The 26399-nt window shown below is 67.5% G+C and carries 23 protein-coding genes and 2 pseudogenes; 11 read left to right on the top strand and 14 right to left on the bottom strand.

The genetic code is table 11. The features are described from left to right. Positions 1 to 904 precede the first annotated feature (904 nt). Complete coding sequence (locus BSB02_RS42990; protein ID WP_158088640.1) at positions 905 to 3640, bottom strand: LuxR C-terminal-related transcriptional regulator; 2736 nt, start codon at positions 3638 to 3640, stop codon at positions 905 to 907. Between the two features lie 127 nt (positions 3641 to 3767). Here BSB02_RS42990 and BSB02_RS15680 point away from each other — a divergent pair, with 127 nt between their 5' ends. Both BSB02_RS15680 and BSB02_RS15675 read left to right on the top strand, forming a co-directional pair. Then, complete coding sequence (locus tag BSB02_RS15680; RefSeq protein ID WP_158088639.1) at positions 3768 to 4358, top strand: dihydrofolate reductase family protein; 591 nt, start codon at positions 3768 to 3770, stop codon at positions 4356 to 4358. Between the two features lie 241 nt (positions 4359 to 4599). Further along, positions 4600 to 5061: a PPC domain-containing DNA-binding protein gene (locus tag BSB02_RS15675; protein ID WP_206184710.1), complete on the top strand. Its 462-nt coding sequence runs from the start codon at positions 4600 to 4602 to the stop codon at positions 5059 to 5061. 735 nt (positions 5062 to 5796) lie between these two features. On the opposite strand, the gene BSB02_RS15670 is transcribed toward BSB02_RS15675, so the two are convergent. Beyond that, entirely contained in the window at positions 5797 to 6387 is a 591-nt protein-coding gene (locus BSB02_RS15670) for a DUF1989 domain-containing protein (RefSeq protein ID WP_084959551.1), read from the bottom strand. A 199-nt stretch (positions 6388 to 6586) separates the two neighbouring features. On the opposite strand from BSB02_RS15670, the gene BSB02_RS15665 reads away from it, so the two are divergent. Then, the gene (locus tag BSB02_RS15665) at positions 6587 to 7195 is read left to right on the top strand and encodes a flavin reductase family protein (RefSeq protein WP_084959549.1); all 609 of its coding nucleotides are present in this window, start codon (positions 6587 to 6589) and stop codon (positions 7193 to 7195) included. Here the strand turns inward: BSB02_RS15665 and BSB02_RS15660 are convergent. The 11 genes and pseudogenes from BSB02_RS15660 to BSB02_RS15620 form a co-directional block, all read right to left on the bottom strand. Continuing rightward, positions 7168 to 8532, bottom strand: coding sequence for an amidase family protein (locus BSB02_RS15660; RefSeq protein ID WP_084959546.1), 1365 nt, complete (start codon positions 8530 to 8532; stop codon positions 7168 to 7170). The two genes, BSB02_RS15665 and BSB02_RS15660, sit on opposite strands and share 28 nt — an antisense overlap. Continuing rightward, positions 8529 to 9902: an MFS transporter gene (locus BSB02_RS15655; protein ID WP_084959544.1), complete on the bottom strand. Its 1374-nt coding sequence runs from the start codon at positions 9900 to 9902 to the stop codon at positions 8529 to 8531. Before BSB02_RS15655 ends, BSB02_RS15660 begins: the two co-directional genes overlap by 4 nt. Before the next feature lie 328 nt (positions 9903 to 10230). After that, complete coding sequence (locus BSB02_RS15650) at positions 10231 to 10704, bottom strand: transposase (protein ID WP_276206333.1); 474 nt, start codon at positions 10702 to 10704, stop codon at positions 10231 to 10233. A gap of 564 nt (positions 10705 to 11268) precedes the next feature. Continuing rightward, complete coding sequence (locus BSB02_RS43545) at positions 11269 to 11736, bottom strand: class I SAM-dependent methyltransferase (RefSeq protein WP_084959541.1); 468 nt, start codon at positions 11734 to 11736, stop codon at positions 11269 to 11271. Between the two features lie 541 nt (positions 11737 to 12277). Further along, on the bottom strand, positions 12278 to 12691 hold the full coding sequence (locus BSB02_RS15640; RefSeq protein WP_084959539.1) for a lasso peptide biosynthesis B2 protein: 414 nt from the start codon (positions 12689 to 12691) through the stop codon (positions 12278 to 12280). After that, positions 12688 to 12978 carry a lasso peptide biosynthesis PqqD family chaperone gene (locus tag BSB02_RS15635; RefSeq protein WP_084959537.1) on the bottom strand — a complete coding sequence of 97 codons (291 nt, stop codon included), beginning with the start codon at positions 12976 to 12978 and terminating at the stop codon, positions 12688 to 12690. The genes BSB02_RS15640 and BSB02_RS15635 overlap by 4 nt, the downstream gene beginning before the upstream one ends. Next, positions 12933 to 14678 (bottom strand): asparagine synthase-related protein, encoded by a 1746-nt coding sequence (locus BSB02_RS15630; RefSeq protein ID WP_084959536.1) that lies wholly within the window; start codon positions 14676 to 14678, stop codon positions 12933 to 12935. Before BSB02_RS15630 ends, BSB02_RS15635 begins: the two co-directional genes overlap by 46 nt. A 71-nt stretch (positions 14679 to 14749) precedes the next feature. Continuing rightward, on the bottom strand, positions 14750 to 14890 hold the full coding sequence (locus tag BSB02_RS43540; protein WP_143590722.1) for a lasso RiPP family leader peptide-containing protein: 141 nt from the start codon (positions 14888 to 14890) through the stop codon (positions 14750 to 14752). 816 nt (positions 14891 to 15706) lie between these two features. Further along, positions 15707 to 16286 (bottom strand): annotated as a pseudogene (locus BSB02_RS15625) (transposase). Between the two features lie 1230 nt (positions 16287 to 17516). Then, positions 17517 to 17804 (bottom strand): annotated as a pseudogene (locus tag BSB02_RS43875) (golvesin C-terminal-like domain-containing protein); the annotation flags it as partial. Positions 17805 to 17991: 187 nt separating this feature from the next. Beyond that, complete coding sequence (locus tag BSB02_RS15620; protein WP_084959535.1) at positions 17992 to 18981, bottom strand: helix-turn-helix transcriptional regulator; 990 nt, start codon at positions 18979 to 18981, stop codon at positions 17992 to 17994. Positions 18982 to 19100: 119 nt separating this feature from the next. Here BSB02_RS15620 and BSB02_RS15615 point away from each other — a divergent pair, with 119 nt between their 5' ends. The 8 genes from BSB02_RS15615 (at position 19101) to BSB02_RS15580 (ending at position 24491) form a co-directional block, all read left to right on the top strand. Then, positions 19101 to 19787, top strand: a complete 687-nt coding sequence (locus tag BSB02_RS15615) for an alpha/beta fold hydrolase (RefSeq protein WP_084959534.1) — start codon at positions 19101 to 19103, stop codon at positions 19785 to 19787. A gap of 349 nt (positions 19788 to 20136) precedes the next feature. Then, on the top strand, positions 20137 to 20532 hold the full coding sequence (locus BSB02_RS43535; RefSeq protein WP_143590734.1) for a transposase: 396 nt from the start codon (positions 20137 to 20139) through the stop codon (positions 20530 to 20532). Then, positions 20439 to 20696, top strand: a complete 258-nt coding sequence (locus tag BSB02_RS43530) for a transposase (RefSeq protein ID WP_084959533.1) — start codon at positions 20439 to 20441, stop codon at positions 20694 to 20696. The genes BSB02_RS43535 and BSB02_RS43530 overlap by 94 nt, the downstream gene beginning before the upstream one ends. Before the next feature lie 24 nt (positions 20697 to 20720). Beyond that, complete coding sequence (locus BSB02_RS41460; RefSeq protein ID WP_084959532.1) at positions 20721 to 20975, top strand: transposase; 255 nt, start codon at positions 20721 to 20723, stop codon at positions 20973 to 20975. A 229-nt stretch (positions 20976 to 21204) separates the two neighbouring features. After that, positions 21205 to 21519, top strand: coding sequence for a helix-turn-helix domain-containing protein (locus BSB02_RS15595; protein WP_206184709.1), 315 nt, complete (start codon positions 21205 to 21207; stop codon positions 21517 to 21519). A gap of 128 nt (positions 21520 to 21647) precedes the next feature. Beyond that, complete coding sequence (locus BSB02_RS15590; protein WP_084959531.1) at positions 21648 to 22148, top strand: transposase; 501 nt, start codon at positions 21648 to 21650, stop codon at positions 22146 to 22148. A gap of 227 nt (positions 22149 to 22375) precedes the next feature. Beyond that, a complete protein-coding gene (locus tag BSB02_RS15585) occupies positions 22376 to 23134 on the top strand; it encodes a hypothetical protein (RefSeq protein ID WP_143590720.1) in 759 nt (252 codons plus the stop codon). A 109-nt stretch (positions 23135 to 23243) separates the two neighbouring features. Next, on the top strand, positions 23244 to 24491 hold the full coding sequence (locus BSB02_RS15580; protein ID WP_084959529.1) for a hypothetical protein: 1248 nt from the start codon (positions 23244 to 23246) through the stop codon (positions 24489 to 24491). A gap of 147 nt (positions 24492 to 24638) precedes the next feature. Here BSB02_RS15580 and BSB02_RS15575 read toward each other — a convergent pair whose 3' ends face one another. Next, positions 24639 to 25694 (bottom strand): serine hydrolase domain-containing protein, encoded by a 1056-nt coding sequence (locus BSB02_RS15575; protein ID WP_084959528.1) that lies wholly within the window; start codon positions 25692 to 25694, stop codon positions 24639 to 24641. Positions 25695 to 26399 lie beyond the last annotated feature (705 nt).

Here is a 26399-nt window from a genome sequence, read left to right as displayed (position 1 = left end):
CTCCAGATCCATCACGAGATTCTTGACCGCCTGGATGACCCAGCTCGCGGTCGGATGCGCTGTGGCGCCCAGCACGCGCACACGCCGAGTAGCGTGCTCGATGACCGCCAGGATGTACTGGCGCTGCCCGTTCAACGTGATGGTCTCGATGAAATCGCAGGCCAGCAGGCCGTCAGCTTGCGAGCGCAGGAAGTCGGCCCACGTGGTGGACGCCCGCCCAGGAACCGGATCAAGCCCTTCCTGCTTGAGGATCTCCCAGACCGTGGACGGTGCGATCGTGATGCCGAGCGTGGTGAGCTCACCGTGCACCCGCCGATATCCCCACGCCGGATTCTCGCGCACCAGCCGCAGGATGAGGACACGGATAGAGCGAACCGTGGGCGGGTGCCCACGCCGCTTCGGCCGGCAGGTACGGACGTGACGCCGTCGCATCAGATCGCGGTGCCAGCGCAGCACGGTATCCGGCCGGACAAGCAGCCGTACCCGGCGCAAGACCTCCCGCGGCAGCGAGGTCAGCGGCGCGGCCAGGAAAGCTCGGGCCTCGGGCGCGAACCTCACCCTGGCATCGGCGCCGAGCTGCCGTTCAAGCACGGTGACCTGGTGGCGCAGGGCGAGTATCTCGACGTCCTTGTCCCGATCGCCCACCGGCAACAGCCGCAGCGCGGCGAAGGCGTTCGTAACGGCGAGATAGGCCAGGCGAAAGAGCACGGTCGATCATCATTCCGCATGCCTCTCCCTCTCCTGAGGGCCGGAGCTCACGCACGCCAAGCAAGGCCCACACGGCCGTGAGCTGGGCGGACGCCATTGCCGGCAGGCGCACCTGCTAGAACCACCGCTTGATGCCCATCACGCGCTCTTCGTTCCATGCCGTGGAGGCCGCAGCCGCCTGGGACTGGCCCGGCTGTCAGTCATCGGGCCGGCGATGGTTCAGATGCGCTCGTCGGATCCGGGCATGGGCGGCGGCGAGTTCGGTTCGATTAGTTACTCCCAACTTCGCGTAGATATGTGCCAGATGGGTCTTGACCGTGCCACGGGAGATGAAGAGCCGTTCAGCGATCTGGGGGTTGGAGAGCCCCTCGGCGGCGAGTTGGGCGACGGTACTCTCGGTGGGGGTGAGGCTGGCCCAGCCTCTGTCCGGCCGGTCTCGTGGACCGCGCATTCGGCGAGCCAGGGTGACCGCGTCGAGGCGAAGCTCGCGTCCGTGGCGGACCGCCTCGGCATGGGCGGGATCAGCCAGCAGGTCCGACACCGACGAGGCCAGCGGTACCCTGCGGGCGGCATAGCCATACTCGTCACGGGCGGCGTGCGCGGCTGCGGCGAGGATGACGGCGAACGCGGGAGACCTGCAGGTAACGGCGGCAGCGGCGAGGTGTTCGAGGCTGTCGATGACGTCGAGGGTCAGGCCTGCCTCGCTGCGGATCCGGAGTGCTTCCTGATGTTGGTGGTACGCCGCTTCCGCGTCGGGGGCGAGAAACGCTGATTGTTCCTGCACCTCAGCTCGCAGCCGTGGCCGCTCTGTGTGCTCGGCGACCGCGGCCGCCTCCGACAGCGCCGCTGTGGCCCGCTCGAGGTCGCCGGTGAGCCGCAGTGCCGACGCGAGTTCGAGCTGCGTTTCTGCAAGGCTGACTCGATGGTCGACGGCTCCCTGCCTGGCCAGCCGGATGCCGCGTAGGCACCAGTCGATCGCGTCGGTGTGCCGGCCCTCCCACGCCGCGATGCGTGCGTGTGTCAGCTCCCAGCCGGGCACGAGTGCAGGGCCGTCCTGCCTGTCCATGAGCTGGTCGATCGCCTCGATGGCCGCATAAGCGTCAGCGATCCTGCCACGCATCGCCACGAGTTCGGCGAGGATGACCGAGACGTGACCGATCCGGTGGAGATCATGCAGGGGCCGTGCGCAGTCGACGGCCTGCTCTGCGATCTCAATCGCCCGGTCGAGAGATCCGATGCGCGCATATGCGGAAGCCAGGTAGCCGAGTGCGGTGGCGGCGACGCCGCGATCGGCGCGGTCGCGCAGGGTCGCGGACACCGGTTCCAGGAGCCGGATCGCGTCGACGTGGTCGTCGTCGAGGCAATGCAGGATGCCCAGCAACACCTGCGATGCGCACGCGTTGAAGACATCGCCGGCCGAGACCGCGGCCTCGGCGTTCTCCTGAGCGAGCCGTCGCGCCTGTCGCGGGTCGTCGGCGAGGAATCGGAGGGCGAGCAGGATACGGGCCAGGCGCGCGGTGGCCTCATCGTCGTACTCGGTCGCGACCTCCAGCGCCCGTATGAGAGCGTCGCGGTGATCAGCGTCCGGCGCCGCGGTGTCGGCCACGAGTGCCAGGGCGACCTCGGCCCGCGCCTGGGCCGCCGATCGTTCGCCTCCACCGGCGTGAACGACCGCGGTGAGCAGCGAGACGCCCTCTGGGCGACGCGACTCGAGGTGCCAGAACCAGGCCAGGCCGGTTGCGATAGCCCGCGCCCCCGACAGGCGACCGCCGGACAGACCCCACTCGATGGCCGCGACCAGGTTTCCGTACTCCGGCGCCAGAGTCGCTCGCCAGACGTCCTTGTCGGCCTCGCGCAGGCAGGCCTGGCGCTCGAGGAGGTCGCGATACGTATCCAGGTGCCGATTACGAACAGCGGTTTCCTCGTCGGCTTCGACGAGCCGTTCGCGCGCGAAGGCAGCGATGACATCGAGCATCGAGAAGCGAGCGGGGCTTGCCTCCGGATCGGCGATGACCAAGCACGCGTCGACGAGGTCTCGGAGGCACCTCAGCACAGCCACGGCTTCGAGCTTGGCGTCGCCGCACACGGCCACCGCCTGCTCCACAGTGAAGCCGCGCCGGAACACGCTGAGCCGCCGAAAGACGGAGCGATGGCGCTCGCCGAGCAGGTCGTAGCTCCACTGCACAGATCCGGCAAGGCTCCGCAGCCGGTACGGCGCCCGGGACTCGGAGTCGTCCAGCAGTTCGAGCGGGCGCGCGAGAAGATCGACGATCTCATCGGTGGACAGCGTCGTCGTCCAGCCCGCGGCCAGTTCCAACGCGAGTGGAAGCCGATCGACGCGGTCACAGATCCGGCGGGCGGCACCGCTGCCCGACAGCCGCGCTCCCGCCGATTCCGCGCGGGCGCAGAACAGGCTGAGAGCATCCTCCAGCGTCAGCGGGCCGACGCGGTACAACCGCTCCCCCGCTACGCCGACGGGTGTCCGGCTGGTGGCGAGCACGCCGATGGTCGGCGTGCCGTACAGCAGCTCTTCGACCAGGCCGCCCACTCCGTGACGTACCTGCTCGCAGTTGTCCAGCACAAGGAGGCTCCGCGTCCCATCCAAGGCGTTGACCACGGCGAGCTGCTCTGTTCCCGGTGACGCGGTGATGCCGAGGGCGTTCGCGACGACGGCGGCGACCGCCGTGTCGTCGAAGGTCTCCTCGAGGCCGATCCAGTGCACCCCATCCGGCCAGTCCTGTCGCGCACGATTCCCGGCCACCGCGGCAAGTCTCGTCTTCCCGCTCCCGCCCGGCCCGGTCAGCGTCACCATCCGTCCTGCCTGGAGCGCGGTCGCCACGCTGGCGAGCTCCTGGTCACGCCCGACGAAGCTCGTGCCGAACTTCGGCAGGCGTGCCGCCTGCCTCAACACGCTCCCGGGATGGGTGGTCATGCCCACCATCCTCCACTGTCGGCGTCGATATCTGCCAGTTGGCGGATGTTGTCTCCCGACAGGCCCTGAAGACTCGTCAGCAACATCCGATGTGCCGATATCGGCACGTGAACAAGGAGGGACACCGGTGTCAGAACGGAAGGTCTTCGCCAACATGTCCGTCTCCCTCGACGGCAGGATCACCGGGCCCGGGGGGCTGCACGACATGGCCTGGATCGGGCCGCACGCCACGACCGAGCAGAGCCGCGATGCGGTACTGACGCTGGCGCAGCGCAGCACCACCGTGTTGCTCGGGCGGGGCAACTACGAAGGATTCGGCGGCTACTGGCCCACGGTCGTCGACATGGAGGAGGCCGACCCGCGTGATCGAGAGTTCGCCCGGTATCTCGATGAGGTCGAAAAGATCGTCTTCTCCCGCACGCTGACCGCTACCGACTGGAAGAACTCCCGCCTGGCGAGTGCTTCCCTCGTCGACACCGTGCGTGAGCTGCGCGGTCAGGAAGGTGGAGACATCTGGGTCATGTCCAGCAAGGCTCTGCTGGCGCAGCTTCTCGAGCATGGCGAGATCGATCGGCTGGAGGTCCAGGTCGTGCCGCAGATCCTCGGAGACGGCATCCGCTACTTCGAGGACGGCACCGCCCCGTGCTCGTGGACCTTGACCGATGTGACCACCACGGACTCCGGCGCCGTGTGGCTCACCTACGACTATCAGAGGTGAGCATCGGTCTCGGGCCGGACCGCCCGCGCACCCGGCCCGAGACCGGTCGCGCCGACAAGGCGCCTAGGTCCTGCCGCTGGGGATCGGGATCCGATGATCGTGAAAGCGTTTTTCGACGGCGGGCGTCGTAGGCTGTCCGCCGCGGCGGCCGGAGCGCCGGTCCGGCAGAAAGCGTCCCGAATTTCCCTTGTGCGGGCCGCAGCCGATGTTGCCTTCTCCCGCCTCCGGGCAGGGGTTTGATGTGCGCGTCAAGCAGCTTTCCACCGAGCTTCCCACCGACAAAGAGCTCTCTTACGCCGTCGTCCTGGAGCCCGGCGACGAGGTTGTGGAGAGCCTGACAGCGTGGGCCGACGACAAGGGCATCAGGGCCGCACGGCTGACCGGAATCGGCGGATTCCGGCAGGTCGTCCTGGGCTTCTTCGACCCCGAGACCAAGGAACTCCACAAGATCCCGGTCAACCGCCAGACCCAGGTACTGGCCCTGGTCGGCGACTTCGCCATGGCCGAGGACGGCAGACGGCCCCAGCTGCACGCCCACGTGGTCGTCGGGCTGCCCGACGGCGAAGCGCGCGGCGGCCACCTGCTGGCGGGCGAGGTGTGGCCCACGTTGGAAGTGATCGTCACCCAGTCGCCCCGCTACCTGCGCCGCCGCCACGACCCGCGCACCGGTCTGGCCCTCATCGACCTCGACGCCCGCACCTGATCGGAGACGATCGAGCATGTTCGTCCACCGCACCGACGCGGGCGCCGCCTGCCGACCCGCTCCAGCGCCTGCGCGAGCAGGCCGCCGGCGTGCGAAGGATCAGGGATGGGCTCGCCGTCGCGGCAGGGTATGGGTTTTCCTCTGCCGATGAGGGCGAGGTCGCGTCCGCCGGATCCTGCCTCGCCCGGGTCCGGGTCTCCAGCTGGTCGATGACGGCGCGCGCGAGCGCGCCGCGGGCCCGCAGCCACTCCTCCAGGGTCTGCTCGCCGGGTCGGCGGGCCCGTCCTGATCGGGAACTGCCGACGGGCGCTCCCACGACCGCCAGGCTGCACGCCCTAGCCGGCGTCCCGCCAGCCGCCGGAAAACCACCTGCCGCCTCCGGTCAGACGGCGACCACACCCCGCTGGACGTCTCCGTCGGCGACACCCCCAACATCCGCATACCGATCCGGATGGTGTCCGTCGACACCTCGGAAAGCAGGAACACGCCGGCGCCTCGCCGACCACCCAGGCCACCCTGGAGCGCCGCCGCACCCGGCTGCAGGACGACACCTACGCTGGCCGACCACACGCGCGGCGCGACTGGCGGTCTTCAGGTGGATCACCTGCTACAACACGAGAAGAGACATTCGACCCTCTGGAACCTCAGCCCGATCGACTATGAGCACCGACCCGATGGAGTGCTCGAAGCAGCATGAACCCCGTGCCCACACTCCGGGGAACGCCCATCGTTCGCTCACTCCTTGGCTAGCAGATCGATGGCCAGCGGGGTCGGCTTGTGACCGTTGATGCCGACCAGGTCCTGCGGACACGCCGAGACCACGAACAGGCAGTCCATCGCCGCCTCGAACGTGATCGCATCACCGGGGCGGCTGATCGAGTTGAGCCAGCTCAGCCGGCCGCCGTCGGCTACGGGGATCCGCATGAACACGTTGACGGGCTGGGGGACGACCGGGACGGCCAGGCCCAGCTTCGCCAGGCTCGCGGTCAGGTTGTCGGCGCAGGAGGCGTGGCCGGGCGCGCCCAGGTCGCGATAGCGCGCCGGGTCGCAGGCCGCGATGAGCATGTCGTGCTCCCCCGGCGAGGTGTCCGCAGCGAGGGTGAGAATGGGCCTGCGCCGGTCGGTGACGAACGGCTCTCCGATCGCGGGGAACAGGCGACTGGTGGCGGCCCGGGTATGGGAGGCGCTGAGGTGCTCGCTCACGTCGTCCGCGGCGAAGGCGAACACGTCGCCGACCTGGCCGCCTTCGAGGTCAACCACGCGAACGCGCTGTCCTGCCCTGACCTTTACCGCCCGCCCTTCTGCGGCGGGCACGATGACTCGCATGCCCCCAGCCAATCAGCGAACCAGTAAGCAAAGCCATGGAGATTGTTATCGGATCCGGCTCTTGCGATAGAGAATCACACAATGCTTGGCTCGGTGAGCTCCTCCATCGCAGGACGGCGAACGCTGGGGATTCCTCCATCCGCATGGCGGCCAGGACTCTGGTTTTCTGGAGACCCCACGCGCTTCAACGGGAGGACCCATGTCGGTGCGCTCGCCGTACTGCCTCAACGGCATCGATCCGGCCGGCCTGCCACGCGAGCGGATCTTCGATCTGTTGATCGGCAGCGTGGTGCCCAGGCCGATCGCCTGGACCTCCACGGTCGGCCCGGACGGCATCCGCAACCTCGCGCCCTTCAGCTTCTTCACCGTCGTGTCGACCGTGCCGCCGATGGTGTGCCTGGTCATCGAGGCAAGGGCGGGTGGAGCGGTCAAGGACACGCTGCGCAATATCGAGGCCACCGGCGAGTTCGTCATCAACACCGTGTCCACCTGGCACGCCGGTCCCATGTACGCCAGCGGCCGGGCGTACGCACCGGAGGTGGACGAGTTCGCGGCCTGCGGGGTGACCCCGGCTCCTTCGTCGCGGGTCCGCCCGCCGAGGGTCGCCGAGGCGAAGATCAGCATGGAATGCGTGCTCCGCATGGCGCTGCGCCCCGGCGGTGACACGATGGTCATCGGCGAGGTGGTCGCGTTCCACGTCGACCCCGGCGTGGTCGACCCGGACGGCCGGATCGACATCGGCCGGTTGAGCCCGCTGGGCCGCGTCGACTCCCGCTTCGTTCACCTGGGCGCGCCGTTCCGGCCGTGATGTGACGCGGCCTCGACACGGGCCGCGCCCGCCAGGAGCGCGTCGTCCCGGCCTTCCGCGGCCGAGAGCAGGAGCCCCGCGCCACCGGCTCCCCATGCGCCGATCGGCAGGCTGACGCCCGGCATGCCCAGATAGCTGAACAGCATGGTGGTGCGCAGCGTGCGCCGGTTGACCCGATCGTACAGGTCGTCGTCGGCCAGCAGCCCGGCCAGCGGGGGAGCCGGGTGACGGACGGTGGGGCAGGCCAGGAACGCGCCACCGAGCTCCTCAGCGATGCCCTCTCGGAGCGCCCGCATGGCCCGGTAGACGGGACCGGCGTCCCGCTGCCGCGCCTCGTATCGGGCGAGTCGGCGCAAAATTCCAGGGTCGACGTGCGCGCCGTCGCCCGCTCGGAGCAGGTGCCCATAGCGTGCGTGGGCTTCTGTCTCGACGATCGGCGCGTGCTCTGCCAGGACCCGGAGCGCCGCCCGCAGGACGGGTACGTCCCGCTCCTCAATGTCCGCACCCTGCCTCGCCAGGAGCGTCAGGCGGTCCTCGAACGGCCCGCGCACCTCTGGCGTGCAGTCGCTGATCAGCTCACCCTGGGGAACGACAAGGCGAAGCGGCCGGTCGTCCGGCGGAACCGGCACCCTGCCGGTGAGGATGGCGTCAGTGGCGATCACGTCGCGCATGGAGGTGGCGAAGATGCCCACGGTGTCGAGGGTGGGAGCGAGCGGCACCATGCCGTCGGTGGCGTATCTGCCCTCGCTGGCCTTGTAGCCGATCACGCCGCAGAAGGCGGCCGGCACGCGTACCGAGCCCGAGGTGTCGGTGCCGAGGGCGACCGGCACGATCCCGAGAGCCACCGCGACGGCGGATCCGGAGGACGAGCCGCCGGGGATCAGCCGCTCACCGCCGCCGTTCGGGTTCGGCGGCGTGCCGAAGGAGGGGTTGATGCCGAGCCCCGAGAAGGCGAACTCGCTGAGGTTCGTCTTTCCGACGCAGACCATCCCCGCTGCGGCAAGTCTGCGGACCACGGTGGCGTCGCGCTCGGCGGGCGGCAGGGCAGCCCGGGTGCGCGAGCCTGCGGTCGTCACCGTGCCTGCAAGGTCGAACAGGTCCTTGACGGCGACCGGTACCCCGTCCAGAGGGCTCCTGGCCCGTCCGGCCGCGAGCCGGTCGCGGGCCGCAGCGGCCTCGCGTGCCGCGCGGTCGGCGGTGAGCTCGATGAAGGTGCCTGCGGCCCGAGGGGAGCGCGCCTCCTGCAAGGCGCGCTCGGCCACCTCACCCGGGTCAAGCTCACCCGCCGCCATGCGTTCGCCGATGGCGACACCGTCGTACGGTGGGTTGAGCGTCATGACAGAGCTCTTTTCCGGGTTGTGGTGACGGGACCGGTCAAGGTGCGCTCGGCCGGGGCGCTCGCGGCATCGGCGAGCGGTCGCCCTCTGGTCTCCTCGCCGAGTGCGAGCGTGACCAGCAGGCCCGCGACGTTGACTGCCGCCATCACCCACATGACGGCGCCGATCCCCGCGCCCGACAGGACCAGCGGGAGCAGGAAGGTGCTGGTGGCCGAGCCGATGCGGCTGATCGCGACAACCACGCCGGTCGCCGTGGCACGTACGGCGGTGGGGAACAGCTCGTTGGGGTAGATGATCTCGATGAAGTTGCACGCCCCCGAGGTGACGGCGTACGTGGCCAGGGCGGCGAACAGCAGCCACGGCGGCGCGCCGGGCGCCAGGGCCATGAAGGCGAAGGTCGCCGTCATGACCACGAACGTCCACGTCAGCAGCGGCCGACGGCCGACCCGGTCCACCAGGAGCAGTCCGGGCACGCCGCCGACCAGGAAGAGGGAGCTGATGATCAGCTCGGCGGCGTAGACGTTGGAGGGGGCGATGCCGATCTCGGCGAGGATGTCCGGTCCGAAGCTGTAGACGGCGAACAGGGGGATGACGTGCGCGGTGTAGAAGACGCCGATGAACACGATCCTGCGCAGGTAGACGCCGCGGAACACGGCTGGCAGCCCGACGGGAGCGGGATCCTCGCGGATGTCGGCGGCCCTGGCCTCGTCACCCCAGACCCGGCGGCAGATTCGGTCGGCCTCCTCGGTCCTGCCCTGGCTGAGCAGCCACCGTGGCGACTCCGGCGTGCCGAGCCGGAACGCCATCGTCGCCACGCCGAATACGGCGGGAGAGGCAAGCATGTACCGCCAGGCGTCGTCGCCGAGGTGCGACAGTGCCCAGCCACAGCCCGCTGCCGCCGCGGCTCCTGCCGCCCACACCACGAACAGCGCACCGAGCAGCCGCCCACGGTGCCGGCTCGGCACGAACTCGGCCAGCAGCGAACTCGCGATCGGATAGTCGGCACCGATGGCCATGCCGAGCAGGAACCGCAGCGCGACGAGCTGCCACACCTCACCGACGAAGGCCGAAGCCAGCGAGGTGAGCGTGAGGACGGCCAGGTCGAGCAGGTACATCACCTGTCGGCCGACCTTGTCCGTGACGTACCCGAACACCGCGCCGCCGACGAAGATGCCGATCAGCGCCGCGGCGGCGGTCAGCCCTAGCTCAGCGCCGCTCATGTCCAGCGCGGGGCGCATGGTGATGAGCGCGACGCCGATGATGGTGAGCGCGTAGCCGTCCAGAAACGGGCCGCCGGCGGAATAGAGCGTGAGCTTCTTATGGAACCGGCTCAGCGGTGCGTCGTCGATCAGGAAGACAGGTGACGTCATCGTGAATCACCTCGGTCGTGGCCATGCGGGTTGTGGGTTCAGCAAAACAGCGGCATGTCAGCTGAGGGAATGGAGGAAGTCACAAGGAGTCATCGGCTCTGGTGGAGATGTTTCCAAGAAGTTCATCGGTGGATGAGCTCTCCAAAGAGAGGGACGGGACATGGCGTTTCGCACCGCCGCCCGTTCAGGCCATCCGCGTCGAAATCGACGCCTTGTTCACCGAGGGCCGTGGCCTGTCGATCTGACTCGAAAATAGGCCCTTAGCTGGGCAGGCGGCAGCGAACCTCAGCCGGTGATCGTCGGATGAGGCAGCGAGCGCGGGCAGTGGTCAGGCGGCAGGCTGCTCGTTGGATTGATCGAGAATGACCCTCTTACCGGTGAGGCGTTCGAGCTGACGGACCAGGTCGCGCTCTCGGCGCCGTCTGTTGATCTTCGATTCGTGGAAGTCGGCACCGAGATCCTGATAGTGGGCCTCAGGGTCGGACAGCAGATGCCAGATGATGGTGAGGATGCTGTTGCCCAGGGCGACGATCGCGCGTTTCTTTCCCCGGCGTCTGACGAGCCTGCGGTAGCGGGCGCCGAGGAAAGTGTAGGTGCGGCCGGCGACGATCTCGCCGAGAGTGACGGCCGGCCAAGGGTTGCCCTTGCCGGTGGAGCTGCCTTTCTTCGTGCCGGCGGAGTTCTTGTCGATCGGGGCGAACTTGGCCCAGGACACCAGATGACCGGCCGTGGGAAGGGCGGCCATGGTCACGCCGATTTCGGCGATCAGCTCGTGGGCGGAGGTCACCCCGACCTCGGTGATCTCATCCAGAGGTCACCCCGACCCCGGTGATCTCATCCAGGCGTTCGGCCACCGCGGTATGACCTGGCTGGTGAGACAGCGTGCGCAGTGGGGCCAGGCCAAGGTGCACCCCACGACGGCGACGCCACCTGCCGGCGCTCGGTCTTTCGATGGCCGACCCGCTACAACACCCGCAGAAGGCATTCGCCCAACGGGCACCTCAGCCCCGTCGCCTACGAGCAGCTACACGGCAAAGACCGAGTAGCCTGACCCTGGCCGCATGACACACTCCAACGCGTGTCCACTTCTGTGCGGGAAGGCCCGACCAGCCCGGCCGCCCCTCCGCCCCCCGCCCCCGAATGCGGCCACGAACTGCTCATTGGCGAACAACTCACCCAGCTCATCGCGCGCCCGAACCGGCAACGGCATCTCCCGCCGTCCTCGATGCATCGCCCGGATCGCTTCGGCCACATGCGGCGACGGCTCCGGCCACGGACACGGCTGCACAGACACCGAAACACTCCAACAGCAGCCGGGACGAGGGGAAACCGGCCACCCTCATGATCCACACCGACCACCGTCAGGTCACGGACCACAACCAACGCGCCGCGAGTTAACCAGCAGGGTCGTTGATGAAGACGCCGCCAGGCCGCGTCCGCCCGAACAGCTCCTCATACAGCTACGCCAGGGCCTCTGGTGGCAGGTAGTGCAGCGCGGTGGTCGACATGGCAGCGTCCGTTTGCAACTCAGGCCGAGGCTGCCCGACCAGCCGGGAGTGCTCAGATCAGCCTCGGCGAACCGTACGCCGCCCGGATGGCCGGCACGGGCGAGGACCAGCAGGAGCGAATCCATGTCCACGGCGACGATCTCGGCCGCGGGCAGGTGCCGGGCCACCCGCGCGGACAAGGAGCCGGGACCGCACCCGAGATCAAGGATCAGCGACTCGGGCACATTCCGCAAGGCGTGTGCGAGTGCGTGGCAGATCGTCGCGAAACGCCCTTCACGGTCGGCGGCGTACCGTTCCTGCTGCGCGTCCCACCGTTCCAGCCACATGCGCGCGCGGGATGGGGAGACAGGATTCACGGGCCGGCTTTTCGGAGGGGGGACTCGCAATGAAAACAGTTGTCGTTATCATGACATAGGCTCAGCATCAGACAGGGATCGAATCGCCCGAATGATCCGGATGATCCGAAACGAATCGCGCCCCCTGATCGAACCCAGCTCCGCTGCGTGCGCGTCCCGCCCGGCTCCGGCCGCTTCGTGGCCCGTGGCGGCGGTAGCGTTCACGATGCGGGCGCGTTCCACGGCGCTTCGGTCAAGGTGGTCGAGAAGACCACCTTGACCCCATCGGCCGGCCACCTGGCATATCCGCGCGGGTTGGCGGGTGACCGACGGCCGGCACCCCATGAAGCCCCTCGGGTCGACCCGGCCGCTTTGGCGGTGTCATATCCAGCCATATCTGAATCGTGACGCCACGCGAAGTCGGCGGCCCGGACGACAAGCGCCCGGCTGGGTGCCGGGGCCGCCGTCCCGGCCGCCCCGGCCATCGTGGTGATCGTCGACAACGACAGCATCCACCTGACGCCGAGGAATGTCATGGCCGGGCAGCAACGGTGATCAAGGGCATGTAGTAACCAGCAGGCTGCTGCTCGTCCACCGGGACACCGTCAGCTTCCACCCAGGCGTGCGCGCCGAACGGCTCGATGCGTACTCCCACATGCCAGGTTGGCCACATGCCGCGTAACCGGCACAACAACGCCACGGCGATGGCCCGCTGCAGACATCCCTCACCAGCACAGCGAGCGCTGAGTCCTGTAACCGCCTTGCGAGCCCGTGCGGCGTGCGCGTAGCGAGCCGGGCGAGCGCCTCGGCGGACGACTTCCAATATCCGGCGGATCTGCCGAGGACTTCTTGACGCGATGATACGGGCGGCGCCAATCGCCAACCATGCCGCCGGTCGGCTGCGCCAGGGCACCCCAGGACGGTCATAGGCAGCGACGAAGGTCATTGCTCCACCACCAGCCCTTTGTCCCGCATCTCTTCCAGGAAAGCAGCTACATCCATACACGCTCGTTCCGCCGATACGTTGTATCGGAGTCGCAGCTCGGCTACCGCTCGCTCAAGGTCGCCGTTATCGAGCAGCACTCCAAGGACGAGAGCCCCACATGAGTTGAGCTGCCAATAACGACCAGCTCGTTCGTCGAGTAGGACGGCACCGTGATCAGCAGACGTCAACGAAACGTCCTCTCTCAGGTGTAGAGCCACTGTGAACCCTCCGTTTGCGTGCGAAGCCATGCCTCGCAGGCGAGCGTGTGACCGAACTCGTCGACGGGCGTATCAGGGGCCTGCGGTCCCAGCAGCACGCGCCGCAACTGTTGTTCGTCTATCAGGCCGAGTTCGGCAAGTATTGAGTCATCGCATAGTGCTAGAAGGTCGGCTCTGTTACGGCGGAAGCCTTCGTGTATCTCCTGGTCGACATGGCCTTTGGTGGTTCGTGCCAGGAGGTGGTCCGGCATGTGGCCACGCATGCTCTCCACGAGCAATGGCTTGTAGCGCCACGGGTCGCCACGATCCTCCAACCGCACCCGTAAGACAGCGTCGAGCACATCCCCATCGCAGTAGGGATAGACCTGCCACACCCGCGAGCTGCTGGGGATCTGGTTAGACTGCCGGCAGATGATGCCGGCTTGCCAGAGCTGCAACACGGTCTGATGTTGGGCCGGATGAGGAGAAACAGATCCAGCCTGCTCGGCAGTTCTTCGTAGTATGCGCTGGATGGCGTCAACCGCTTCAGCAGTGGCCCATGGAGGTATTCGCGCTGGCAACCCCCAAAGCCCTGGTTCCGGGACGCCAGCGACGGTAGCGGCATTGGCGAGCCATGTGCTATAGGGAGTTCTGGCGAACATCATGCGCGCGACGGTACGTAGGGGCCAGCGCCACCGTGCTCTCCTGCCTCTCAGATGCGACATCGCCGCCAAAGGCCGCCGACGCATCAGATCTGGGAGGTACGACCAACCGAGCTGGAACAGCTGATCGCCGCCGATTCCGGACATGTGGATGCGGCTTCCCATTGCGGCCAGCAGTTCGCTGCGGCGAGCCCAGATCCCGAAGCTATGAAGCGCGACGAAAGGGAAGTCAAGTCCATATCCGCTACGGTCTACCAGGTCATAGTGGAGACCGAGCTCCTCCCTCGTCACGGTTTTATGGACGGCATGCGGCAGGTGGCGAGCGGCTCGCTCGGCCCAGTGCGCGTCTTCATTGGCAGGATCCTCCGACACCGCGGTCAACGCTGTCATCTCGTGATCTGCCAGAAAGCACAGCGCTGTGGAGTCAAGCCCACCCGAAAGGTCTGCCGATATTCTTTCGGGCACCAAATGGCTGCGGACTGATCGCCTCAAGGCGGCATAGACCTCGCGAGCTCCCGCCGACAACGGAAGCTCCGGTTCCGGAGGAACCCAATATCGGATTTCTGAAGCACGACCTTGTCGGTCGATGAAAAGACAATGGTCTGGGCGGACCGCGTGTACTCCTCGCCACAGGGGAAGCAGGTCCAGAGGAAGCTCGAGCAGGCGAGTAGCTAATGCCTCCTCATCAAAGGAGGCTCGTGTGACAAGCGCCAGTACATCGGCCCGGTTCGCAGCCAAGGTAACCGTGTTAAATGTCGCATGGAAAACTCTGGCCTGGCCGGAGAGCGTGCCTTGAATTCTCAGGCGTCCCTCCTCGTTGACAGCGAGATGGCACCGGTTTCGATGTCCGTCCACACCGATCCGCTTCGGACCTAGTATCGCCGTCTGCGCATCTCCGGTCGCCTCGATGTTCGTCCACTCGTCCGGCCAGCAGCCCATGAGCCATGGACGGCCGGATCGGTGGCGATACACATGCTGCGCCTGAGAGCGCAGCACTCGGACTGCGGGAACAATGGCGGGGTGATCTGGAAGGACCACAAACCACGGTTCCCGCAGTGGGCGAGTGCTCAATGCCGTGCCGAATGCCATTATGGTTCACCGTCGTCGGCTGCGTTCCGGTCCGCTACGTGTGAACCAGGGCGTCCGACGTCAGTTTCGAGTTATCCGCCCATTCTCCCCCAAACGATTTCTCGGTTGAAGTGGGTGAGTCCACGCGTCTGCTTGGCGAAATCTCCCGCATCCACCACGATGGGCGGTTCGTAGATCTCCTTGCAAAGCTCATGAACTACATTCTGGTCCATTTACGCCTCCTGTCAGCACTCATGAGATGATCCCGGTCCGTCGGCCGCAAGTCGTCGGCCGAGCCTGCCGGTTTCTTAACGCTCCCTGCACAGGCAATTCTGGACCATGAGGCGAGGACACGGACATCTTTTCAAAGGGTTTTGAAGCTTGGGCTACATCCACGGCAGAGGAGTATGAGTTTGGCCTGGTGACCGCGTGACGCTGCTAAGCGCCTATCCAGAAGTTCTGCGCGTGACCGGGTGTGAGAACGCCAGGGACGACGGCGTTGACAGGGGCCTCGCCGGGGGTTGGATCGGGGTTGCCCACATCGTCCGCCCACCGGCGAGGTCGTGGTCAGTATGCGCCCGCCTGTTGTGTTCGCCAATGCTTCGGCCGTCTCGATCGAGCATCTGCAGGCCAAGCTGCGTGGCCGGTGACGGCCGGCGGTGCGGGCGGCGGCGAGCAGCTCAACATGCTCGGCCACCAGCAGCGCCACCTGCTGGTCGCTCAGCCGGGAGGGGCAGGGGGCGATGGCCTGGCCGGTGTGGCGGTCGGTGATGGAGGCGTGGACGGGTATGGCGCTCACCGGGTACCTCGACATGGGGTCTGGGTGGCGACCTGCCGGCACACCTCGCAGACGCGGGAGTAGCCGAGCCCGTAGGTGGGCAGCGCGGCAGGTCCTCGCTGCGGTGCAGGCCGTAGCAGTGGGGGCACTGGTAGCGGGTCATCGGGCCACCTCGCTGAGGGCGAGCAGGTTGCGCCACCGCGGCTTGCGCGGCTCGGGCCGAGGCTCAGGGGCGGGCAAGCCGTCCACCGCTCGCCGCTTAGACCGTGTCCTACGTGGTGGGCCGGATGAAGTGCTTGTAGCAGCACACAGTGGCGGCGGGGCTGAGAAAGGCCAGGCAGTTGCCGGAATAGCGCTTGTAGCGGAGGTGAGCCTGCGGTAGCCGGTCAGCCAGGAGATGGTGCGCTCGATCACCCAGCGGTGCCGGCCTGACCGCTGGCGGGATTCGACTCTCTTGCGGGCGATGCGGACGGCGATGCGCTTGCCCCGCAGCCATCGCCGCACGTCATCGCGGTCGTACGCCCTGTCCGCGTGGAGCTTGCCGGGCTTGGTGTGCCGGCCGCGGCCGGGGTCGCCCGTACATGGGCGCAGTCCAGCACGACACGGGACAGGTCAAGCAGCTCGGCGACGAGCTGATCCTGCACCGCCTGGTGCGGCCGGCCCCACACGCCGGCGCGTGACCAGATCAGAAACCGGCGGTGCGCGGTGGACTTCGCTATCCCGAAACACGGCGGCAGCGCCCGCCACGCACATCCGCTCACCAGCACAGAGACGACCGCCGCATACACCGCTTCATCAGGCGTGTTTTGAGTGCCGCCGCCTTGCGGACGCACCTGCGCCGGCGGCAACAGCGGCCGGTGACGAGTTCGAGCCCGTGGTGACCGAAGTGGCGTCCGGGCTTCCGAAAGGTGCGATTCTGCAAGCCCTCGATGAGATGGTGGCGCGTGACATCGTCCGTCCCGTGGAGTCATCCGGACGATTTCGCTTCCGTCATCCCCTGGTGCGGCGTGCCGCCTACCTCTCGGCAGGCGCAGGGTGGCGGCTCCGAGCTCATGCCCGCATCGCGGGATATCTGGCCGACGTCGGCGCGCCCGCGACCCAGCGAGCACATCATGTGGCCTGGTCCGGGCGCATGGGGGATGAAGCGGATGTCGCCACCTTGGTTGAGGCGGCGCACCCTGAGCGGCTGGGGATCGCGTACGTCCGACGGTTCCCCAGCAAGGCTTGATCTGACCGGATGACGTTATCGGCAGGCGCAGCTGGCTGCCAACGCGCCGGCCGAGACCCCTATCCCGGCAACCTACGAACCTTCGTCGCCCGGTTGGTGATGAGCGGCACCGGCGCTGATCTCTCGAAAGAGTTCGGCGGACCAGCTTGCCGACCACCTCCTCATCCAGGATCTCCCCCGACAGGCCGAGGTAGGGGTAGACGGTGGCCTTGGCTGCGGCGGTGCCCTCCTTCTTCGTCTTGGACGTCGTGCGGTCGCGGGGGTCGTAGGCGTAGGTGTAGATGTCCTCGAGGTAGGCGCCGGGGGTGTCGGCGTTGGCGATCTTGGCGTGGTCGCGGGAGCGGTGCAGGTTGCCCTGGTAGTTCAGGGTGTGCTCGGCCACCAGCGTGCCGTTCGGCTTGTTCTCCAGCGAGTGGGCCAGCACCCCGGACAGGAAGTAGTCGTAGGTGACGGTGTTGCCGTTGGCCTTGGTCTCGCTCAGCCGCTCGGCCCGCGGGGTGTAGGCGTAGCGGGTGACCTTCGGTGCGGTGTCGGTGGCCGACTTCTTGTTGACCACCTCATCGACCAGGTCACGGACGTCGTAGCGGTAGGTGGCCAGCGTCTTGTCATGGGTGCGCTCGATGACCGCGCTGTTTTCGTTGTAGCGGTAGGCGGTGGTGTTCTTCAGCGCCCCGTCGAGGTACTCCTTGATCGTATCGATCTGGTTCAGGCCGGTGTAGCCGACGTCCCACACGTCGATCTTCGCGGTGGGCGCATGGTCCTCGATCTTGGTGAGGTTGGCGTTGGGGTCGTAGAGGTAGCGGAAGTCCTTCTTCTCCTCATCGGCCTGCCCGCTCGTGTCGCGCACCAGCTTCACCGCATCAGCGATCACGGTGCCGTTGGCCTGGTCCGTCAGCGTGACCGACTGGCCCAGCCCGGCGGTGAAGGTGTAGGAGCCCAGCTCCACCCAGGTACCGGCGTTCCTGGTCTGGTCGACGGTGACGCTGGCCGTACCCGACTCGTGCTTGACGGCATAGGTGGCGTCGGTCGCCGTCGCCCCGGCCGGGTAGGTGACATAGACCTTGTAGGTGCCGGGGGCATAGGTGGTCAGGTTCCAGGTGAAGGTCGACTCACCGGTGCCCGTGCTGCCCAACCATCCCACCTACCGGCAGATCCTGGACGTCTTCGCCGACGTGGAGCGGCCCCTGCGGGCTCGCGACCTGTGCCAGGCACTGGACCCGCCCATCGTCCCGAAGAACACCGTGAAGATCCGCGCCAAGCTCAAACGCCTGGTCGGCCAGGGCATCCTCGTGGAGACCGAGCCGGGAGTATGCGCTCAGTCTCCTCCCTCAAGACCCCGGCCCGGGCGTGACTCGTCTATGGGCCGGCCCCAGGGCGGCGGCGAGACGCGAAGCGAGACTCGCGAGGGCGGCACGCAGCTCCGGGCCGCCCTCGACGCGGAAAGGGAACGGCACGTTCGGCAGCCACTCCTGCGCGTACATCGTCGGATTGCTCGTGCTGCCGACGAGCACGCACCCGTCCCCCGACGGTTCGAGCCTTCCCATCGGCGGCCGGATCCAAGGCGCCACCTCGGCCAGGGGAGCGTCGAACACGACGCGCGTGGCGAACTCCCACCCGGTGCCCAGGTTCTCCTCCAGCGCCGCCACCGGGTCGAGGTCGTCGGGCGGCTCGAACGTGTGCGTACTCCGCTGAACCTGGAGGACGCGGTCGACCCGGTAGGTGCGGACGGCGTCCGCGCGGTGGGAGTGGCACAGCAGGTACCAGCGCCCGTGACGGACGACGACCGCCCAGGGGTCCACCTCGGCCTCCCACTGGTTGCCGGACTCGCTCCGGTAGGCGACCACCACGCGCCGCCGGTCCGCGATGGCGGCCACGAGCGCGCTGGTGGTGGCGGGATCCGGACGGGCCGAGAACCGGTCGGGCGCCGCCGACGCGTACTCACGCAGCGCCGCCGCCTGCCGTCCGACGTTCTCGGGCAGGGCCCGGATGACCTTGCCCAGGGCGGCGCCGACGAGGTCGTCGGCATCGGCGGCCGCCGGCTGGCCGTTGAGCACCGCCATGACCAGGCCAAGCGCCTCGGGTTCTGTGAAGGCGACCGGAGGCAGCCGCGTCCCGCGCCCGAGCCTGTACCCGCCGTACGGGCCGCGAGCCGACTCGACGGGGATGCCCGCCTCGCGGAGGATCCCGACGTACCGGCGCGCGGCCCGCTCCGTGACGCCCAGACAGGCGGCGAGCTCGCCGGCCGTCACGCCAGGGCGGGCCTGGAGGAGCTCCATGGCGCGCAGAGCCCGTGCGGTGGGACTGAGATCGGGCGGCACACGAGCACAGTACGAGATCACGTCATGAACAGGAAGTAGAACGTCCGGAATCGCTCCTAGCCTGACGTCCTGTCCGAGTTCCGTCCTCACCGGAACGTGCCGAAGAAAGAGAACCGATCATGGATATCCTGCTCATCGCCGGCCTGTGGCTCGACGGATCCGCGTGGGACGACGTCGTGCCCGCCCTCCAGGCGCTCGGCCACCGCCCCGTACCGATCACCCTGCCCGGGCAGGACGACGGATCCGCCTCGGCCACTCTGGATGACCAGGTGCCAGCCGTGATCGCCGCCGTGGAGTCGGCCTCAGGGAAGCCCATGGTGGTGGGGCATTCCGCCGCTTGCACCCTGGCCTGGCTGGCCGCCGACGCGTGCCCGGAGCGGGTCGCCAAGGTCGCGTTCATCGGCGGCTTCCCGGCCTCGGACGGGCAGCCCTACGCCGACTTCTTCGAGGTGAAGGACGGCGTCATGCCCTTCCCCGGCTGGGGTCCGTTCGAAGGACCGGACTCCGCCGACCTCAGCGAGGAGGCAAGGAGGGACTTCACGTCCGCGGCGATTCCCGTCCCTGCCGGGGTGGCGAAGGGCGTGGTGCGCCTGACGGACGAGCGACGGTTCGACGTACCCGTCCTCGTCGTGTGCCCCGAGTTCACCCCCGCCCAGGCTCAAGAGTGGATCGCCGCCGGTGACGTGCCCGAGCTGGCCAAGGTCAAGCACCTTGAGCTTGTGGACATCGACTCGGGCCACTGGCCCATGATCACACGGCCTGCCGAGCTCGCCCGGCTCCTGGCCGCCGCGGCCCCTGAGGTCTGACACAGATGCCGACCATCGCTCCTCGCCGATCAGCCAGGTCGGCGTAGCGATCCCGGCCGACAGCAGAGTGCCTTCGCGCAGCATGTCCACCACGGCGCGGGACGACCCCGCAGCGTCAACATCTGGCCACCGCCACCCTGGTCGCCAGCTTCGCCACCGGCAAGAAACTGGTCGACGAGTCCGCTGCCCGCGCCGCGGTCAGCGAGGTGATCGCGACAGAGTGACCACCAAACCGACACCACGACCACGACGGCTCCGTCCGGCATCAGCCTGGCGGGGCCGTTCTTGTCGTCCATAGAGACGCCACGAATGTGGCCTACGTGGACAACTTGGACGTCCTACAGGTGGGCTGCAGAACACGCCGGATGAAGCGGGGTTCGCGGCCATCGTCTACGTGCTGGTGAGCGGGTGTGCGTGGCGGGCGCTGCCGCCGTGTTTGGGGATAGCGACGTCCACTGTGCACCGCCGCTTTCTGATCTGGTCACGCGCCGGCGTGTGGGCCAAGTCGCACCAGGCCGTACTGGACAACCTCGCTGCCGCCGACCTGCTCGACCTCTCCCGTGTCGTGCTGGACTCCGCCCGCGTGCGGGCCAAAGGGGGGGCGGCCTTGCCGGTCCGAGCCCCGTGGACCGGGGCAAGCCGGGCTCCACGATGCACCTCCTGTCCGACCGGTCCGGGCTGCCCGTCGTGGCCGGTGTCTCATCTGGCAACACCCACGACAGCGAGAGCCTCAAGCCCCTCGTGACCGAGCTCCACATGAGACGCAGCCCTCGCCACGGCCGGCACATCAATTCTGGCAAGCTCCACGCAGACAAGGCTTACGACCGCGATGACCTGCGCCGATGGCTGCGCGGCAAGCGCATCGCGGTTCGTATCGCCCGCACGGGAGTCGAGTCCGGTCAGCGATGAGGCCGGCATCGCCAGTTCGCCGAGATGCTCCTTCACCGTCGCGGCGCGCAAGACCTGGACGGCTGGGCCACGCGAGCGGAAACCAGCCCCGCCCGTGAACTGCGCGACTTCGCCGCCGGGCTTCGTCGCGACGGGGTGGCGGCCAGGGCCGGGTTCATCCTGTCCTGCGGTTCCAGGGCCGTCGAAGGCAACGTGAACCGCATCAAGATGATCAAACGGATCATGTACGGGCGAGCGAACCCCGACCTACTCCGCATACGCGTCCCGCACGGCTACTGATCACGAAAAGCGGGCCAGACCTGACACGCACCTGGCCATTGACACGCTGTGTGGGAGACGTCACCAGGCCGGGAACCGCAGGGGCGAGCGGGGCCATGACCATTGCCCGCGCTGTCCGTCGTGCAGGACCGGGGCAGGATCTCGGTACGTATGTCGCTGCCTGCTAACGAGCTTGAAGGCGTGATGTCGTCGGGCTGACAGATGGCGGCCGTGGCGGTATGCCTGGTTGATGAGGTATCCGCAAGGCGGAGGGCTGACCACCGAGCGGCGGGCTTTCCGCGAGCGTATCCGGCTGCGAGCCGCTGAGATGTTCGCCGGCGGGGTGGACACCGCGGTGATCGCCAAGGAGTTACGCGTCAGCGTGCGCTCGGTGCAGCGCTGGCGCCACGCCTGGCAACACGGCGGGGCACGGGCCTTGCGGTCTAACAGCCTGTCGGGCATCGCCCAGATGCTGCGCCGGCATGGCTGGAGTCACCAGATCCCGGCTCGGCGTGCGGTCGAAGGAGACCCCCAGGCCGTGGACGTGACCTGGCCGGGTGGCTGAAACACACCTGGCCCCAGATAAAAGCACCGCGGCGGCGCTCGGGGCCTGGATCGTCGTCGAAGACGAAGCCGGATTGGCGATGACGCCGCCGCGACGGCCGTACCTGATCCCGCCGCGGCCACACCCCGGTGGTCACCGTCCGCGGACGCAGCCGGCGCCGCTTCTCGATCGCCGCATTGGCCTGCTCCACATCCGGCACGCGTTCCCGGATCATCTACCGGCCCAAACGCCATCCCGACCACAAAAGCGGCCGGCGCCGCAGCTTCGCCTGGAGCGACTACCGCGACCTGCTGATCGCCGCCCACCGGCAACTCGGCGCGCCGATCGTGCTCATCTGGGACAGCCTGAACGTGCACCGCGACGCCCGCCTGACAACCTTCATCGACTCCTGCGCCTGGCTCACCGTCTCCTATCTGCCGCCGTATGCCCCCGACCTCAACCCCGTGGAAGGCATCTGGTCGGTGTTACGCCGCAGCAGTCAGGCCAACACCGCCTTCACCGACCCCGGCCATCTCCTCAAGGCGCTGCGCCGTGGGCTCCGCAAGATCCAATACCGCAGCCGCCTTATCGAGGGCTTCCTCGCAGCAACCGGCCTCACCCTGACGACATCACGCCTTCAAGCTCGTTAACTACAGGGTGATTACAGGGAATCTTCGCCAGGACCGGCCATGCTGATCTGGCCTCGAGGTACGGCGACCGCGACTGGAGAGATGGACCCACGCCGCATCTCGCCGCTGGAGGCCCGGCTCTCCCCCTGACCAGAGCGGGGCCTCCAGACCCGAGCATCGAGGCTTGCTTTCCTTCCCGAGATCTCACTCGGGCTCCTCCCAACCCCGGAAAGGCAACAACACCCACGATGCGTATGCCACAACTTTCCCCCAAGCGCGCAAGCCTCGCGAGGCTGACTGGCGCGCTGGCCGCCGCCGCAGCTTTTGCCCTCGCCGCAGGCGGCACCGCCTCGGCCGCTGTCGATGACGATGCCTTCACTCGGCTGTTGCAGCTCAATCCCGGCCTGAGCGCCGCCGAGCTCGAAAGGAGCATGCGCGAGGCCGCCGCCACCACCGGGCTGACCTATGACAAGGCGATCATGACCGCCCTGGCCGAAGCCGAAAGCCACGCACGGTCCGGCGGCTCGGCCGGCACGCAGAGCGACCCTTCCACCTGTAACAGGGTTTACGTCGGCACAGCGGCCTACAAGGGGGATATCTTCTACTCCGCGTCCTCCACTTATGGCGTCTCCCATGGACACACCGGAATCTACTCCGAAAGGGCCTGGATCACCGAGGCCCGCGGCTCGGGCGATCTAAGCGGAGAATTCTATTACTCGGGGCGTCAATACTGCTCGAAGATCGAGAAGATGTTCGTCTCCACCAGCCAAACCAACCGGGACAGTGCGGGTAACTATGCGTCCGCATACCTGACCGGCAAGCCCTACAACAGCAACTTCGCCTGGAACAAGGGCGGCGACATCTCCACTCTCAACTGCTCGGAGTTGGTGTACAAGGCGTACAAGCGGTCGGTGAACATCGACCTCGACGGGGATGGCGGTCTGGGGGTCTACCCAAACGACATCAAGAATTCCTCGCTGACGGTCACATACTCGGTCATCGGTTAGCGAAGCGAGCCGCGCTGTTCGGCGGAGCGGTCCACTGAGGTCACGTGGGGGCTTGGGGAGTCGCGACATCTCTCCAGGTCCCTGCTGGACGAGAGTGAGGATAGTGAGGATGTTGAGGAGAACGGGACGCGCGATCGCCGCGGCGGTGGCAATGGCGGCGGTGGCCCTGACGGGATGCACGTCCCGCTCGTCCTCGGGCCCGCAGGAACTCTTCGACCGCGCCGTGGTACCAGAAACCAAGGTCAGGCTGGGCGATGCAGTCATGGCGTTCTTTGTCGGGCCACAGAACTCCGAAATGTACTCACCGGTCGGAGAAGTGCACGAGCCGGGGTATCTGGTTCTCGTCGACGCCGACGGCTCCTTCCGCGCCGTGAAAACCAAACGCATGGACATGATGACCCCGGTCTGGTCCGGCCACGGCCTGTACTTCGCCGACGAAGGCAGCGATTATCGCCTGACGGCATCAGGGCTGACGAGGGTCGCGAACCCCAAAATCACCGCGCAGAACCTGATGTTCGCGTTGCCGAAGGACGGGTCTGTAGGGGTCTACAACAACGGGTTCGGCGCAAACGGTGGCTACAGCAACCAGGTCGCCGTAACCACCGAAGGCGACGCCCGCTTGTATGACGTGCAGGGCAACTACTTCACCGGCGCCTCCTGCGACGGCCAGATCTTCGGGTTGACCAACAGACCCGGCACCCATGAGAGCGAAGCCGCCAAGCTGCCCGGCATGACCTCGACGGCCGACCCGGCCGCGCGACCGCAGATGCTGGCCCGCCTGTATCCGCAGTCGGCGGGCGGGGGCGAGAAGGTCATCGCCTGGCGACCGCACTTCGGCGGCGGTACTCCGGCTGGGCAGGTTCCCTGCCACGACGGCGTGATCACTTTCCTGTCCTGGGACACCGACGCCGATGGTCGCGAACAGCCGAGGATCGTCTCCTGGGACACCGTCAGCGGTGACTACCAGGCGCACCCTTTGATCTTCGACGATGCCACGAAGCTGGACTTCGATGACTTCGGCTACATCGTGCAGGACCGGCAGGACGGTCAGTTGCACTGGGTCTATGCGGATGGCCGGGTCTTTTCCACCGATGTCGCCACGGGGAAAACCGCCACCCTCTTCAACACCGCCCTTGGAACAGGTGTGACACGCCCGATGCAGACGCTCTTCGCATTCTCCGGCACTCAGCTCCACGCTCTCAGCGCGATCCGGGGTGCCGATGGTGACATCACATACACCGTGTTCAACCGTGCCGATGGCAAGACCCTGCGCAAGGTGTCCGTCTCCATTCCCAACACTGGAATAAACGTCTCTTACCTCAACCTGTCACGCATGACCGTACGCCCCGAGACGTGACCAGCGGGATCCGTATAGATGATCTTGCAGATGCGCCTCTCTATGATCGCGGGAAGGGCGCACCTGGAACGACGGAGATCCCGGCCGGCTGCCTGACGGCAACGCCAGGCGGCGCATCGGCTCGGCCCTGGGCGGGGCCGGGGACGCTCACGTCAAGGCCTGCAGTACGATCGCCCTGATCTGCGGCTCGATCTTGGCCTTGGTGTGCGCCATCACAACGACGCCGAGTTCTTCGGCGGGATCGGCCCACCAGGTGGTGCCGCCCGCTCCCGGCCATGTCACCTCCCCGACCGAACCCGGGGTGGGCGCGCCACCGATCCGGCGACGTACCGCCAGCCCGATCCCGAAGCCATATCCCGGATTCCAGCCCGGCCTGTGCAGGCGGCTGGTGTCGGTGCCCGGAGCGAGCTGGTCGGACAGCATGTACTCGACTGTCTTGCGGGCCAGCACCGGCTTTCCCTTGTCCAGCAGCATCTGGACGAATCGCAGGTAGTCGCCCGCCGTGCTCACCAGCCCCGCTCCACCGGAGTGGAAACGCGCGATCGACAGGTCGGGCAGGACCTCCGGCGACGCCGGTTGGGCGAAGCGGTCCCGGCGCTGCTTCGGAATGCCGAAGGTGGTGTCCGTCATACCGAGTGGTGCGAAGACCTCGTCCTGGAGGAAGTCTCCGAGCGACGTGCCCACCAGGCGCTCGATGATCAGGCCTGTGAGGTCGAGACCCCAGCCGTAGTGCCACATCGCGCCCGGTTCGTGCAGTGGAGGCAGCCTGCTCAACCTGTCGATGAACTCTTCGCCCGTCAGGCCGGTCATCCCGTCGCCCACAGCCTCCGCGTAGAGCTTGTGCACCCGCGAGTCACCGAGCAGCCCTTCCGGGATGCCGGCGGTGTGCCGGAGCAGGTCAAGCACGGTGGGCTGTACCGTCCACCCCGCGAACTCGGGAAGATACGTGCCGATGGGCTCGTCCAGCACGAGCCGGCCGCGCTCGACCAGCAGCAACGCGCCAACCGCCGTGACCGGCTTGGTCATCGACGCGATCCAGAACAATGAGTCCGTCGTCATGGGGACATCGCGGGCCTTGTCCCGATGGCCATACGCCTTGAGGAGGACCACGTGCCCGTGATACGCGATTCCCACTACTGCGCCCGGCAGCCGGCCAGCCGCCATCTGCGCCTCGAGGAACTCCGTCAGCCTATCCATGATCATCGCTATTGCCGTACCTCAGCCACGCGTTGGTCCCGCCTACGTCGACCACGCCGGCACCTGTTCACCACAGCAACGCACCGCAGTGTGGCCCGGCTCTCCTCGCATGGGGGGCATGAGAGCCGGGCCACGGCGCAGCCGCGAAGTATGGGGTCCATCGCATGGCTGCGTCCCTTGGGGTGAGATGCACGGTAAGGGTCGCAACACTCGCTGAAAATCCGCTGTAACACCGGCCGGCACTGGCCACGTATGCGCCGTTTCTCGCGTTCTTCACCGCGGCCTGCCAGGCCGCGGGCGGTCCCGCGCGTGGGGGCTGACACTCAGCCTGCAGGTCGTGGCCGCCGCCGGGATCACGGTGACCACGAACGTGGCCGGCCCGCCGACCCCCGCCCGTGCTCCACGGTCGCTGGTCCAGATACTCCATCCAGGCCAGTCCCTGCACAACTTGTCTTCGCCCCCGGCGAGTCCTTCAGGTTCTCAGAAAGGGTCGACACGTAACGCTCCGCGAAATGTCATGCCGTTCGGCACCGAGAACCAGGCGCGAGATCCTCGCAGAGCCCGCTACAGCGAGGCCATATTCGAGCCGTGTTCCGCAGCGCGAGGCTCACTACTCCGCGGGCGCGGCGTTGTGCTCGAACGCCTGCTTGATGACGCTGAGCCCACCGTCCATGGCGGCGGCAAGGGGTGCGGCGAGTTCGTCGTCAGCAC

Origin of the sequence: Thermoactinospora rubra, from assembly GCF_002093975.1 — a bacterium.
Lineage (GTDB): Bacteria > Actinomycetota > Actinomycetes > Streptosporangiales > Streptosporangiaceae > Nonomuraea > Nonomuraea rubra_A.
This window is presented reverse-complemented; position numbering and strand designations above follow the sequence as displayed.